This window comes from Arthrobacter sp. Dra40, from assembly GCF_059091905.1.
Genome location: NZ_JBNHHB010000002.1, coordinates 73,267 through 86,854 on the forward strand (window position 1 = coordinate 73,267; position 13,588 = coordinate 86,854).

General features: G+C 68.9%; 14 protein-coding genes. 1 reads left to right on the forward strand and 13 read right to left on the reverse strand.

Features of this window, described 5'->3' with window-relative positions:
- The first annotated feature begins 9 nt into the window (after positions 1-9).
- On the forward strand, positions 10-558 hold the full coding sequence (locus AC5RWT_RS01835; RefSeq protein ID WP_494078884.1) for a CGNR zinc finger domain-containing protein: 549 nt from the start codon (positions 10-12) through the stop codon (positions 556-558).
- Positions 559-603: 45 nt separating this feature from the next.
- On the opposite strand, the gene AC5RWT_RS01840 is transcribed toward AC5RWT_RS01835, so the two are convergent.
- The 13 genes from AC5RWT_RS01840 to AC5RWT_RS01900 all read right to left on the reverse strand — a co-directional run bounded on the left by AC5RWT_RS01840 (position 604) and on the right by AC5RWT_RS01900 (position 13,588).
- Positions 604-1,488, reverse strand: a complete 885-nt coding sequence (locus tag AC5RWT_RS01840) for a DUF4261 domain-containing protein (protein ID WP_494078885.1) — start codon at positions 1,486-1,488, stop codon at positions 604-606.
- Positions 1,489-1,555: 67 nt separating this feature from the next.
- On the reverse strand, positions 1,556-1,987 hold the full coding sequence (locus tag AC5RWT_RS01845) for a hypothetical protein (protein WP_494078886.1): 432 nt from the start codon (positions 1,985-1,987) through the stop codon (positions 1,556-1,558).
- 112 nt (positions 1,988-2,099) lie between these two features.
- Positions 2,100-2,717, reverse strand: coding sequence for a hypothetical protein (locus AC5RWT_RS01850; RefSeq protein WP_494043133.1), 618 nt, complete (start codon positions 2,715-2,717; stop codon positions 2,100-2,102).
- 10 nt (positions 2,718-2,727) lie between these two features.
- Entirely contained in the window at positions 2,728-4,077 is a 1,350-nt protein-coding gene (locus AC5RWT_RS01855; protein ID WP_494078887.1) for an MATE family efflux transporter, read from the reverse strand.
- Between the two features lie 88 nt (positions 4,078-4,165).
- Positions 4,166-5,320 (reverse strand): MFS transporter, encoded by a 1,155-nt coding sequence (locus AC5RWT_RS01860; RefSeq protein WP_494078984.1) that lies wholly within the window; start codon positions 5,318-5,320, stop codon positions 4,166-4,168.
- Positions 5,321-5,463: 143 nt separating this feature from the next.
- A complete protein-coding gene (allB, locus tag AC5RWT_RS01865) occupies positions 5,464-6,762 on the reverse strand; it encodes an allantoinase AllB (protein ID WP_494078985.1) in 1,299 nt (432 codons plus the stop codon).
- Positions 6,763-6,855: 93 nt separating this feature from the next.
- Positions 6,856-7,671 (reverse strand): bifunctional allantoicase/(S)-ureidoglycine aminohydrolase, encoded by an 816-nt coding sequence (locus AC5RWT_RS01870; RefSeq protein ID WP_494078888.1) that lies wholly within the window; start codon positions 7,669-7,671, stop codon positions 6,856-6,858.
- Positions 7,668-8,954, reverse strand: coding sequence for a DUF6986 family protein (locus tag AC5RWT_RS01875; RefSeq protein ID WP_494078889.1), 1,287 nt, complete (start codon positions 8,952-8,954; stop codon positions 7,668-7,670). Before AC5RWT_RS01875 ends, AC5RWT_RS01870 begins: the two co-directional genes overlap by 4 nt.
- A complete protein-coding gene (gene aceB, locus AC5RWT_RS01880; protein ID WP_494078890.1) occupies positions 8,954-10,552 on the reverse strand; it encodes a malate synthase A in 1,599 nt (532 codons plus the stop codon). The genes AC5RWT_RS01875 and aceB overlap by 1 nt, the downstream gene beginning before the upstream one ends.
- 63 nt (positions 10,553-10,615) lie before the next feature.
- Positions 10,616-11,524, reverse strand: a complete 909-nt coding sequence (pucL, locus tag AC5RWT_RS01885) for a factor-independent urate hydroxylase (protein WP_494078891.1) — start codon at positions 11,522-11,524, stop codon at positions 10,616-10,618.
- Between the two features lie 5 nt (positions 11,525-11,529).
- Positions 11,530-11,871: a hydroxyisourate hydrolase gene (uraH, locus tag AC5RWT_RS01890; protein ID WP_494078892.1), complete on the reverse strand. Its 342-nt coding sequence runs from the start codon at positions 11,869-11,871 to the stop codon at positions 11,530-11,532.
- On the reverse strand, positions 11,868-12,362 hold the full coding sequence (uraD, locus tag AC5RWT_RS01895) for a 2-oxo-4-hydroxy-4-carboxy-5-ureidoimidazoline decarboxylase (RefSeq protein ID WP_494078893.1): 495 nt from the start codon (positions 12,360-12,362) through the stop codon (positions 11,868-11,870). The genes uraH and uraD overlap by 4 nt, the downstream gene beginning before the upstream one ends.
- A gap of 191 nt (positions 12,363-12,553) precedes the next feature.
- The gene (locus AC5RWT_RS01900) at positions 12,554-13,588 is read right to left on the reverse strand and encodes a cytochrome d ubiquinol oxidase subunit II (protein WP_494078894.1); all 1,035 of its coding nucleotides are present in this window, start codon (positions 13,586-13,588) and stop codon (positions 12,554-12,556) included.

Consider the following 13,588-nt stretch of genomic DNA (forward strand, 5'->3'; position numbering starts at 1 on the left):
GGAGTCAATATGGTGTTTGCTCATGACACCGAGCATTCGCTGGTGGACGCGGCACGTCTGGTCAACACGGCCGAAGTCCATCCGGACGCCCTGGCCAGCGTTGCGGATCTGGACGCGCTGTTTAACGAGTTCGGCTACACCGGCTCGCGCACGCATACCGACGCGGAACTTCAGGCGGTCCGCTCCCTGCGCTCCGTGCTCAAGGTGCTCTGGACCGCACCGGAGGACCGCGCCGTCGTTATGGTGAATAAGATTCTGGCCGACGCCGGTGCCATCCCGCAGCTGATCAAGCACGACCAGTGGGACTACCACCTGCACGCCACCAGCCCCGATGCGCCGCTGGACGTGCGCATGGCAGTGGACGCTGCGATGGCACTGGTGGATGTGATCCGCGAGAAGCAGCTGGACCGGCTGCGGACCTGCGCCGCCGACGACTGCTCGGCGGTACTCGTGGACCTGTCGAAGAACCGGTCGAAGCGCTTCTGCGATACCGGCAACTGCGCCAACCGCACGCACGTGGCCGCCTACCGGGCGCGGAAGTCGGCTGCAGCCAGCTGACCTCCCGGCGGGCTGCGGGCCAAGCGCCCGCTTCCCTCGGTTGGCCTACCGGTTGCCGGCCGAGTAGGGCGTGCCGGGGTCCAGATCGATCACCGTGCGCAGCGGCGGCAGCAGCGAATCCTCCCACGTGGCGGTGAACTTCATCCCCTCCGGGCCGTTCAGCTGGGCCTTGGACTGGATGACCGGCCCGTGCTCGTAGAGGTAGGCCGCCACGTTGAAGGCCAGTTCCACCAGCACGTTGGGGTCTACGTCCCGGAAGTGCACCTGCACGTCCGGCAGGCCCAGCTGGTACATGCCCAGGCTGTCCACCACCATGGCGCCTTCATCGTTGCTGACCAGGAAGAACCGCATGTTGACCGGGCCGGCCAGCGGATGGGCAGCCTCCAGCTCGTCTGGGTCGCGCCAGTGGGAGTTGTGCAGCCAGCGGACGGCGGCCGGCTTGGTCTCTGCAGCAAGCAGGCGGAGCACCCGCTGGAAGGACTCGACCCGCGGCTTGGGTTCGAAGCCGCTGGCCACCACTTCCGTGACCAGGATCCGGTGGCTGCAGCCGGGCACCTCCTGCTCGGCATCCGGCCAAGACCAGCTTTGGTCGGTGGGGGTGGCCTCCAGTGCGTCGGCGGACGACATCGGCGCCCGCGGAACGGCCACGCCGGCGCTCAGGTGGATGGTCTGCACGCCCGTGGAGCCGTTGATGTCGAAGGAATGCTCCGCGTGCGGCAGCAGGGCCACGCCGTCGGAAAAGGTGGCGCCGGGAAATTCGGCCGCCAGCCGTTTCCGGAGCTCTTCGCTGAAGAGTCCGGGATCGGAGCGGTACCACAGCTCCGCCGCCAGAGTGGTCTTCGCCTCCGCGGCCTGCTCGGGGTTCGCGGCGGCGGTGTCGCCGGGGTCGGCCGGGAAGGGATGGTGCTCGGAAGGCTCGCCGGAAGTCATGCTCCCAGCTTGTCAGGCCCGGGCGGGCCCGCGCCAGCGCATCAGCGGGCGGGCCCGCGCCAGCGCATCAGCGGGCGGCGCCGCCGTCGTCGTCGTCGTTATGCGACAGACGGTTCGCGGCCTGGCCAGGATCCTTGGCGTCTTCCGCTGCCTGTTGCGCTTCCACCTGAGCCCGGCTCTGCGGCGTACCCGGGGCCGGTACGCTGCCCGCGCCGCCGGGAATCTTCGACGAGCTCCGGTGGATCCCGGAGCCTTCGCTGAGGTGGCTGGGGTTCTCCTTGGTGGACATGGTCAGCACCGCCACCACCAGCAGGGAGGCGATGAAGGCGATGCCGGCAGCTGTCACGCCGAGGTCCCAGCGCAGCAGGTTGCCGGACCCACCGGTGGCGAAGACCATGGTGAGGAAACCGGCGATGACGGCCAGCACAGCCGAAAAGATCAGCGGGCCCTTAACGGACATACGCCGTTCGTCCGGACGTCCAGACGCGTTCTTGCCCACGATGATTCCTCCTGCTGACGGGGTAAAGCCATATCTAGTCTACCGGCCGTAGAAGTTCTCGGGGTGGTGCCGGTGGCCGGCGCCACACTGGAGCCAGCCGGGCAGCGCCCGCTCAGCCGGCTGAGGCTTGCCGCGCGTCGTGGCGCAGGCTCAACGCGGCGATCAGCAGCACGACGGCGGTGATGATCGCCGCCCCGCCCAGCACACCCAGCAAGGCGTGCGGGCCGAGGTACGCGAAGAACGGCAGGGCGATGCCGAAGCCCACGGACACCGCGCCGGTGATCAGCCAGTCGCGGGCCAGCACCGATCCGGCGTCGCTCGGCGCGGCCCCGGCGCCTGCGCCCGCCGCCGGCCGGCCCATCGCCGCACCGGACGGCCGGTTGCTCCAGCCGAGCATCAGCTCCGCGCCGCCGGAGACCAGCAGCGCCGCGGTGGCCAGCACGGTGAACATCGGCACGGTCTGGACCACACAGGCGAGGACGCCTGTCACGGCCAGCACGGCGGCCTGCAGGAGCAGCAGCTGGCGGTGCGCCGCGGCGGCCTGCTGGCGGGCCAGCAGCCATACCGCTCCGCCGCTGAGCAGCAGGAAGAGTCCGCCGGCCACCGCCATCACGGTTCGGCCGGGCTCTTGCCAAAAAATGGTGATGGCGCCGAAGGCGGCGGCCACCAGGGCACGGATCAGGACCGGCTGCCAGAACGCGGCGGCCTGGGTAGTACTCGGGATCGTCACGGCTTCCAGCCTAATGCGCCCCGGTGAGCATCCACGCATCGTTGCGCACCCGCCAGCCCAGCGTCGCGGCCCGCGCCGCCGTGTAGCCGAGCCCGAACGCCGCCCACAGCCAGAGCAGACCCTCGGTGCCGGTCAGCCCGGCCCGGTCCACCCACACCAGCAGCGGCGCATAGACGGCCAGATTCACGACGCCGGCGATCGCCAGATACCGTGCGTCACCTGCGCCGATCAGCACTCCGTCCAGCACGAAAACGAACCCGCAGAGCGGCTGGCTCAACGCCAGCACCCAGATCGCCGCGGTGAAGGCCTGGTGCACGGCCGGATCGGAGGTGAAAACCCAGCCGAGCACCGGAGCAACCGCGGCCAGCAGCAGGCCCGTCACCGCGCCGAACCCGATGCCCCAGACGATCATCCGCCGGGTCAGCGAGTGGGCCAGCGCCTTGTTCGACGCCCCCAGCTCCTTGCCGATCAGGGCCTGGGCGGCGATCGCGATCGCATCCAGCGCGAAAGCCAGGAAGCTGTACATGGTCATCACCAGTTGGTGCCCGGCCAGGCTGACCGGGCCCTGCGAGGTGGCCACAAAGACGGTGGCGAGCAGCGCGATCCGCATGCTCAAGGTCCGGAGCATCAGCCAGGATCCAACGTGCGTGGTGTCCTTCAGCCCCGCCCAGGTGGGCCGCAAGGGCACGGAGTATTTAACCGCGCCGCGGTAGACGATGACCAGATACACCGCCGCCATGCCCCACTGCACCAGGCTGGTGCCCATGGCCGAACCGGCCACGGAAAGTCCCATGCCGTAGACCAGCAGGAAGTTCAGGCCGATGTTGACCAAAAACCCGATGCCGGCCACCAGCAGCGGGGTCTTGGTGTCCTGCAGCCCGCGCAGCACGCCGGTTGCCGCCAGCACAATCAGCATGCCCGGCAGGCCCGGCATCGACCAGCGCAGATAGTCCACCGCGAAGTCCTGCACCGCCCCGGTGGCGCCCATCGCGGCGGTCAGGTCCGGGGCGAAGGCCCAGCCGGCCACGGCCATCACCACGCCGACGGCCAGCGCCAGCCAGATGCCGTCGCGGCCGACGCCGTAGGCCTCCGCCAGCCGGCCCGCGCCCAACAGCCGTGCCACCGCCGGGGTGGTGGAGTAAGCCAAAAAGATCATCAGTCCGACGACGGTCTGCACAATAGTGGCGGCCAGCCCCATGCCGGCCAGTTCCGCCACGCCGAGGTGTCCCACGATGGCCGAATCGGCGGCCAGGAAGAGCGGCTCGGCGATCAAGGCACCGAATGCGGGGATGGCCAGCGCAAGGATGCGCCGGTTCAAGCCCTGTCCCTGCTGCCGCGCAGCCGTCTTCTCCGGATTCACGCCTTCCAGCTTAGGCCTCGGTGCTCCGCGAGTCCCGATCGATGAACGGCAACCCGTCCAGGGGCATAAAACGGCTGTTGGCCGTTCCTCACTCCGCGGCGCCGCGACCACGCAAGGCGAGCACCGCCGTCGTACCCGCGATGACGGCGAGCGCGGCGGTGAAGGCGACCACGCCGGTCCAGCCGAACCGGCCGAAGAACAGGCCGCCGGCCCAGCCAAACACGCTGGAGCCTGCGTAGTAGAACAGGTTGTACAGGCTGGAGGCCTGCGCTGCGCCCACCGTGGCAAGGCGGGGTGTCCAGCCGGACGCCACAGAATGGGCGGCGAAGAATCCCGCCGTGAAGACCAGCAGCCCGAGCATGATCAGCGGCAGGGAATCGGCCAGCGTGACCGCCAGCCCGGCGATGCTGACCACAATCCCGCCCAGCAGCACCGGCAGTCGGCCGGTCCGCACCGTCAGCCCGCCGGCCACCCGGGAACTCACCGTTCCGGCCAGGTAGGCCAGGAACAGCAGCGACGCCAGCGACGCGGGCAGGAAGAACGGTGGCCCCTCCAGCCGGAAGCCCAGGTAGTTGTAGACGGCCACGAAGCCGCCCATCAGCAGGAACCCCTGCGCGTACAGCGCCAGCAGCGGCACCGAGCGCAGGTTGGCCAGGATCCGCTGCCCGAGCCCGGGGCCCTGCCCGCGCAACAGGGGGCGGAATCCGCGCGGGGCCGGAGCCAGCCGGACGAACAGCACCGCGGCCGCCGCCGCGGCGAGGCTAACCGCCAGCACGCCCGCGCGCCAGTCGGCCCACTCCCCCACCGGTCCGGCGATCAGCCGCCCGGCCAGGCCGCCGACCGTAGTGCCAGCGACGTAGGTGCCGGCAGCCACCGCCGCATGCAGCCGCTGCACCTCCTCATTCAGATAGACCAGTGCGACGGCGGGGATCCCGCCCAGCGCTGCACCCTCCAGAAAGCGCAGCGCCAGCAGGGCCGGGAAGGTCGGCGCCAGCGGCAGCAGCAGGCCCAGTGCCACGGCCGCACTGATCGCCCAGGTCATGGTGCGCTTGCGGCCGGCACGGTCCGCCACCGCCGACCAGGGAATCACCGCGAGCGCCAGGCCGATGGTGGCGGCGGAGACGCTCAGTGCCGCGTCGGCCGGACTGACGTTGAAACTGTGGGCGATGCCGGGCAGGACGGCCTGCACCGAGTACAACTGGGCGAAGGTGGCGAAACCGCCGAACAGCAGGGCCAGCAGCATGTTGCGGTAGCCCCGGCTGCCTTTCGGGTGGCCTGCCCAGGGTTGCTCCGCACTACTCACGGATCCGATGCTATGCCGGAAGCCGTCGCCGGCCGGAATTGTGTGGCCGCCGCTCGCGCCCCGGGTTCCGGCGTCGGGGATTATCAGTCCGGGCCGCGCCGCAGCAGTTGCCCGCGGGATACGTCATCGGTGACCGGGACGCCGCGCAGGAAGGTGCGCCGGATGACGCCCGTGAGGGTCTTGCCGTCGTAGGGGCAAACCGGGTTCTTGTGCTTCAGCGCCGCCGCGTTCACGACGAAGGTTTCCGCCTCGGCGAAGACGGCGAAATCGGCGTCGGCCCCGATGTCGATCCGGCCCTTGCGTTGCAGGCCCGCGATGGCCGCCGGGCGGGCGGACATCCAATCCACCACCCGTTCCAGTGCGATGCCGCGTCTGCGCGCCTCGGTCCAGACCAGCGGCAGGCCCAGTTGCAGCGAAGCCACTCCGCCCCAGGCGGTGCCGAAGTCGCCATGAGCCAGGTCCTTCAGGTCCTGCGTGCTGGGCGAGTGGTCGGAGACCACGCAGTCGATCGTCCCGTCGGCCAGGCCGGCCCAGAGCAGCTCACGGTTGGCTGCCTCGCGGATGGGCGGACAGCATTTGAAGGCGGTGGCCCGGTCCGGGATGTCTTCGGCCGTCAGCGTCAGATAATGCGGGCAGGTCTCCACGGTCAGCCGGATCCCTGCGGCCTTGGCCTCGGCGATCTCCGCCAGCGCGTCGGCGGAGGACAAATGCACTATGTGGACGCGCGCCCCGGTGCTGCGGGCCCGGTCGATCACCTCCGCTATCGCCGCAGTTTCCGCGCCGCCCGGCCGCGAAGCGAGAAAGGACGCATAGCTGGTTCCGGCAGGATGCGGCGCCCGGTCGATGGTCGCCGCGTCCTCGGCGTGCACCAGCATCAGCGAGCCGAAGGCAGCCAGCTCGGCCAGGTCCTTCTCCAGCTCCGCCGGGTCCAGCGGCGGGAACTCGTCCACGCCGGAGGGGATCAGGAAGCACTTGAAGCCGAAGACCCCCGCGTCGTGGAGCGGCCGCAACTCTGTGCTGTTGCCCGGCACCGCGCCGCCCCAGAAACCGACATCCACGAAGGCCTGCTCGACGGCGGCGGCCCGTTTCTCCTCCAGCGCGGGCACATTCACGGTGGGCGGGATGCTGTTCAGCGGCATGTCCACGATGGTGGTCACGCCGCCGGCCGCCGCCGCGCGGGTGGCGGAGGCAAACCCTTCCCACTCGGTGCGCCCCGGCTCGTTGACGTGGACGTGCGTGTCCACCAGGCCGGGGATCAGGGTCTCGTCGGCTGCCAGTTCGAGCGTTGTGGCGCCCCTCAGCCCTGCGCCCAGCGGGGCAATGGCCACGATGCTCCCGGCCCGGACGCCGATTTCCCGCGGCCCAGTGCCCTCCGGCGTCATGACCCGGCCGCCCCGCACCACAAGGTCGTAGCCTTCTTCCTCGCCGTCGGCCAAGGCATTTGCTCCTCTCTCCAATCGCGGCGGATTCCTGCCCTAGAGCATGATCTGCCGGTTGACGTCCTTGTACAGCAGGTAACGGAAATTGGACGGGCCGCCGGCGTAGCAAGCCTGCGGGCAGAAAGCCCGGAGCGAGAGGTAGTCGCCTTCCTGCACCTCCACCCAGTCGCCGTTGAGCCGGTACACCCCCTTGCCCTCGAGCACGTACAGGCCGTGTTCCATCACGTGCGTTTCGGTGAAGGGGATCGAGCCGCCCGGTTCGAAGGTGACCACGTTGACGTGCATGTCGTAGGCCAGGTCATCGATGGGCAGCATCCGGGTGGTGCGCCATCTGTTGTCCGTATCCGGCATCGGCTCGGGCTCAATGTCCTGCTCGTTGCCGAAGATTGGCTTTGCGCTGTAGCCCTCCAGCGGCTGGTAGGCCTTGCGGATCCATTGGAATTGCGCGGGCACATCGCCGTCGTTCATCACCGCCCATGTGGCACCCGCCGGCGCGTAGGCAAATCCGCCCGGATGCAACTGGCGACGCTCGCCCTCGATGGTCACGGACAGCTCGCCGCTGACCACGAAGATGAAGCCCTGCACGGTCGACTGCTCTTCCGGCCGCCCCGATCCCCCGCCGGGGTCCACCTCCATCAGGTACTGCGCGAACGTGCTGGCGCCTCCCGGGACCGGCCGGTTGAGGACCCAGGTCCGCGTACCGGTCCAGCCGGGCAGCGCGCTGGTGACGATGTCGCGGAGCACGCCGCGCGGGATCACCGTGTACGCCTCGGTCACGATGGCGCGGTCCAGGAGCAGGTCGGTTTGGGGCGGCAGTCCGGCCGGATTCGTGTAGTAGTGCGGCGTGGTCATGGCGTTCCCTCCGGCACGGCGTCTCTGGGCGGGTAAGCCAGCGCACGGAGCCGGGCCACCGGGACATTCGCCAACTGGAGGAACTCGGCCTCCTCCACCGCGCCGCAGGTCAGCGCGCGGTCGATGTAGCGGGCGAGCGCACGAACGGTGGCGGGTTCATCCAGCACCGTTCCCTCGACCCCCTGCGCGTAGTTCCTTAGCCTCGTGGCCGCCGCCTGCAGCCCGTCGCGGTAGAACGCATAGGTGGCAAGGAATCGGCTGGCCAGCTGGGCCGGGTGCAGGTCCCAGCCTTGATAGATGCCGCGTTCCAGGTGGCGGCGGACCAGCCGGGCGTGCAACGCCCAGGCCGCCCGGACGTTCCCGGGTTCGCCGACCGGAAGGATGTTCGTCGAGCCGTCGGAGAGGCGCACGCCGGTTCCCGCCACGGCAACCTGCATCACGTTCTTGGCGTGGTCGGCCGCCGGATGCTCCATCGATTGGTAGCCGGCGGCGATTCCCAGCGAGGCGCTGTAGTCGTAGGTTCCGTAGTGCAGGGCCGACACGCGGCCGGCTCCCTCGTGGATCAGCCGGGCCACCGGCACGGTGCCGTTCGCGGCGAGGATCAGCTGGGGCGTCTCCACCTGGACCTCGAAGCGCAGCCGCCCCGGCGCGAGACCGTGCGCGCGCTCCAGTTGCTCGCAGGCGTACACCATGGCCCGGACCTGATCCACGGTGCTGACCTTGGCCAGGGTGAGAACCAGCCCATCGGGCAGGCCGCGTCCGCCTGCACGTTCGATTAGGGACGCGATGAATAGATCCAGCGTGCGCAGTCCGCGGGCGCGGGTCGCCGCCTCCAAGCACTTGAACCGGATGCCGATGAACGGCGGCGCGGTCCCTTCGGCGGCGGCCCGGGCCACCAGCTCGCCGGCTTGACCCGCCGCGGCGTCTTCCTCCGCGTCGTCGCGCCGGCCGTAGCCGTCCTCGAAGTCCAGGCGCAGGTCTTCGATCGGTTCGGTCTCCAGCTTGCGCCGGACAAGCTCGGCCAGGTGGTCAGCTTCTGCCAGTTCCAGGGACACAGCCAGCTGCTCCAGCCCGCCGTGGGCTTTGGTGGCCGCCAGTGCCTCACCACCCCACTGAGTGGGCAGCCCCGGGACGTATGCATCGGCGGGAATATAGACGGTGTGGACGGGCTGGCGGCCCGCGGTCTCGCCCGGGTAATGCGTGACGAGAAGGCGGTCGGTGGCGGCGAGTTCCGCGTCAATCCAGGCCAGCGCCTCCGGACCCAACGCCGGTCGCCGGGCCATCAGGGCACCAGCTCATAGGCCGGCAGAGTCAGGAAGTCCACAAACTCCGCACCGCCCGCCAGCTCGCCGATCAGCCTGCTGGCCGGCAGGTAGTGGCGCTCGAAGGCCTCCGGATCCACTTCCCCGCGCAGCCGCTCGGTTTCTTCGGCCAGCAGTTTGTCCATCAGCTCGGCGGTGACCGTGTTTCCGGTGTCGGCCAGCACCACCTTGTTGTGCAGCTGCTGCCAGATCTGCGAGCGCGAGATCTCGGCGGTGGCGGCGTCCTCCATCAGGTTGTGGATGGCCACGGCGCCGTTGCCGGACAGCCAGACGGCGGTGTAGGCCACCGCCACGTAGAGGTTCAGCCGCAGGCCGGCCTCGGTGACCGCGCCGCCGGCGGAGGGTATGTCCAGCAGCTGGTCCGGCGTGACCTGCACGTCGTCGCGCAGCCGGTCCAGCTGGTTCGGCCTGTCGCCCAGCACGGCGTCGAACTCCTCCTGGCAGATCGGCACCAGGTCCGGGTGCGCCACCCAGGAGCCGTCGAAGCCGTCGCCGGCCTCCCGGGTCTTGTCCGCCCGGACCTTTTCCACCGCCCGCGCGGTGGTGTCCGGTTCGCGCCGGTTGGGAATGAACGCGGCCATCCCGCCCATCGCGAAGGCACCCCGGCGGTGGCAGGTCTTGACCAGCAGCTCGGTGTAGGCCCGCATGAACGGCGCCGTCATCGACACGCTCGCGCGGTCCGGCAGGACAAAGTCCGCGCCCGCGTCGCGGAAGTACTTGATGATGCTGAACAGGTAGTCCCAGCGACCGGCGTTCAGTCCGGAGGCATGCTCGCGCAGTTCGTAGAGGATTTCCTCCATCTGGAAGGCCGCCGGGATGGTCTCGATCAGCACCGTGGCCCGCACCGTCCCGCGCGGGATGCCCAGCGCGTCCTGCGCGAACGCGAACACCTCGTTCCAGAGCCTCGCCTCCAGGTGGCTCTCCATCTTCGGCAGGTAGTAGAACGGACCCTGGCCGGTGGAGGCCAGGTGCGCCGCGTTGTGGAAGAAGTGCAGGCCGAAGTCCACCAGCGCGCCGACGGCGGTCGCCCCGTTGATCAGCAGGTGCTTTTCCGGCAGGTGCCAGCCGCGCGGCCGGACCACCACGGTGGCCAGCGGCGCGTCGGTGCGCAGCCGGTACTCTTTGCCCTCGGCCGCGGTATGCGACAGCACACCCCGGGCGGCTCCGTAGAGGTTGAGCTGGGCATCGATCACGTTGTGCCAGGTCGGCGCGCAGGCATCTTCCAAGTCCGCCAGCCAGACCCTGGCCCCCGAGTTCAGCGCGTTGATCGCCATCTTGGCCGGCGACGCGGGCCCGGTCATCTCCACCCTGCGGTCCTGCAGCGCCGCCGGGGCCGCGGCAACGCTCCAGTCGCCGGTGCGGACGTGTTCGGTTTCCGGCAGGAAATCCAGCCTGCCGGACTGCGACGCGGCGCGGCGGTGTTCGGCACGGCCGGCCAGCAGCTCGTCCCGGGTGCCGGCAAACCTGCGGTGCAGCTCTTCGACGAAGGCCAGGGCCTCCGGCGTGAGGATGTCCTCGGCACCGGCCACGGGCGGCTGGTCCGTTATCGCGATCGTCATCGTGCTCCTCCCTGAGCAATTGGTCCTGATGCAACGGTCTTGGGGTCGGCCGCCGCCGTCGGGCTAGCAGAACCCCGGCATGGTGGCCCAAATCCTGTGGCTGGCCGGGCTACCCTCTCGCTGGATGGCGGCCTCGATCAGCCCGTACGGTCGGTCGGCGGCGAAGAACACCTCGTTCGGGTTCTCCAGCCCGAACGGCTGCAGGTCCACGGCGAAGTGGTGCTTGTTCGGCAAGGACATCCTGATCTCGTCGATGTCCGGCTGCGCTTCCAAGACCAGCCGTCCCATCTGGAACATGGTCTGCTGCAGGGCCAGCGAGTGTGTCTCGGCGAAGCCCTTCAGCAGCAGCGACCGGACACTGGCGTAGACCGCATTAAAGTCCACCTCCGCGGTCCGGTAGCGCCAGCGCGCGGTGACGTCGGTGGCCAGGATGCGGTCGGTGGTCTCCTGCAGCGTGGTGTACCTGTCCCGCGGGAAACCGTGGAACTCGCTGCCGGTGGACTTCAGCACCGTCAGGCCCTGAAGACCGGCCACCACGGTCGCCCCCCTTTCGGACAGACCGACAACGGCGGTACGCACCTCGCTCTTATTGCGTAAGAAGGCATGGTCGTGGTCATTGATCCGGTCCCAGAAATACTGCTCGGCCGACCAACGCCCTCCGGTGACCCAGTCGAACCTGCCGGTGAAATACCGCCCCAGCCGGAGCAGGAATTCCTCCGGGGTTCCCACCCCGTCCCGGGCGAAGGCGTAGACGGTGTTCTTCTGCGTATCCGTGGCGACCACGTGCGCATTGTCGCCGGCGACGTGTGCCCGCTCGAAGTCGCCGTGCAGCTGGGACGTGACGTTGAGGTCCTGAATCTGGTGCCGGTCGGTGTCCCGGGTGATTTTGACCAAGCGGACTTCCGCCTTGCCGTACTGGTTCGGCCCCAGGACCACGCGGCTGGGCGCCCCGGTGTTTTCGGCTGTGCTCATCCTGGCTAGCTCCCTCGGTAGGTTGAGTAAGCGAACGGACTGATCAGAAGCGGCACGTGGTAGTGCTGGGCCGGGTCCTTGATCTCGAAGGTTAACTCCACGGATGGGAAGAACGTCTCCGTTCCCGCCGCCGCGAAGTAGGCCCCCGTCTCGAACCTGATCCTGTAGACGCCGGCGTCGACCGACTCGGGGCCGAGGTTCTTGATCCGGCCGTCGCTATCCGTGCGCCCGGCGGCAACTTCCTGCCAGCCGGATGCCGATTGCCCCTCCAGCACGGCCTGGACGCCGGACGCCGGCTTTCCGATGCCGGTGTCGAGGACGTGGGTGGTGATGTGGCTGACAGTCACGGCTCGATCGCTCCCTCCAGCCGAAGGACGGCGATCTCGCGCAACTGCTGTCCCACCACCGCGATCTCCTCCTCCGGCGAGTTCTCCAGCCGGCTGTTGAGCTGCGCCAAGATGTCTTCGCTGCTGCGGCCCGCGGCGCGGATCAGGAACACGCGCCCGAACTTTTCCTCGTAGGCCCGGTTCCGCCGCTGCAGTTCCGCCTGGACCGCAGCATCACGCGACACCCCGGCCTGCTCGTTGCGGGACATTCCCGCTTCGGCGCCGGTTCCCTCGGCCCGTTCGCCGATGCGCGGATGACGGGCCAGCGCAGCGTCGATCTCTGCCATACTCCAAGGCTCCGCCGCGGTAGCAGCCGCGGCCAGCAACTGCTCCATGCCACCGAACGGGCGGGCAGCCACCACCTCCGCCACCCAGCGGGAATTGTCCACGCAGGGACGCAGCAGAGCGGCCGCCTCGGGAGCCGGAAGGGAGTTGAAGGACGATAACTTCATGGCAGGCGTCAGCTCTTTCGTCAGTCTCCACCGCAGCGCTGAACACCCTTGACCATCACCGAAAGGCGACTTGATTCGATGTTTAAACGGTGGAACTCGTCAGGTGCGCCTCAGTCTAGGCCAAGCCGTGATCCTTGTGAATATCACCCACACCGGCACTTTCCACTTCCCCGCCGGGCGTCGTGGCGCTGTCATTGTTGCGGGCGCTCTCCCGACAAATGGTTTCTCGCTTCGCGCTGATCGCCTTGGAAGAGGGCGTAGAGCCACCACAGGGACGGGATAACGAGGATGCCAGCGATGACGACCGCCACCAGATTCGCGGCGAGAACACTTTGGGTGGCTGCCGCCTCCGACAAGCTCAGGCCGGGAAGCATCTCCGGGTACTGAGCAACGCCCCATCCCCACAACAGCGCAGTCACCGCCAAGGCGGCAGTCAGGCGAACTGCCAGAAACTTCCGGCCGAGCAGGAGGATGAGGGATGCGACGCCGCTGCCCGCGGAGACGATGAGGAATGGTAGTGCGGTTCCGGCGACCAGTTCGTGAAAGAGCCGCGGCGCGTCGACGCTCAGCACAAGGAGTTCTGCTGCCGCGAACACGCCGACGCCCGCTGCTGCCCACAGGGCCCGCTTGCGGAACGTGGCGGTCAAGCGCGGGTCTCCGTTCCGCCTCGCGTCCTGGGTGAGGTATGCCGCCGCCAGGTACGCCGTCGTTCCTATGGCCAACACGCCGCTTGCCATCGACGTCGGATTGATCCAGCTGGTGATCGGATCCCCGCTGGCGATGCCGGGCGGCACGCGACCCGAGGCAAGTGCTCCGGCGACAGTCCCGAGGAAGAACGGTGTGAGGACGGATGATAGGGCGAAGGCGGCTCCGAAGAGCCGTTGCTGCCACAGCTCGGTGCTGACCTTGCGGAAGGCGAAGGCCGAACCGCGCGCGATGATGCCGAGTGCCGCCAGCGTGAGGGGGATGTACAGGGTGGAGGACACGGCCGCGAACACCGAGGGGATGCCGGTCCACGTGAGGATGATGACGAAGATCAGCCAGACATGGTTCGCCTCCCAGATGGGCCCGATGGAATGCTCGATGAGGGAGCGCTGGGGGCGGCCTTCTTCGGCCCGGCCGGCAATAAGGTCCCAGAAGCCTCCGCCGAAGTCTGCGCCGCCGAAGAGCGCGTAGGCGGTCAGGCATATCCACATGGCCAGCAGCAGGATTTCTGCGAGGGGCAT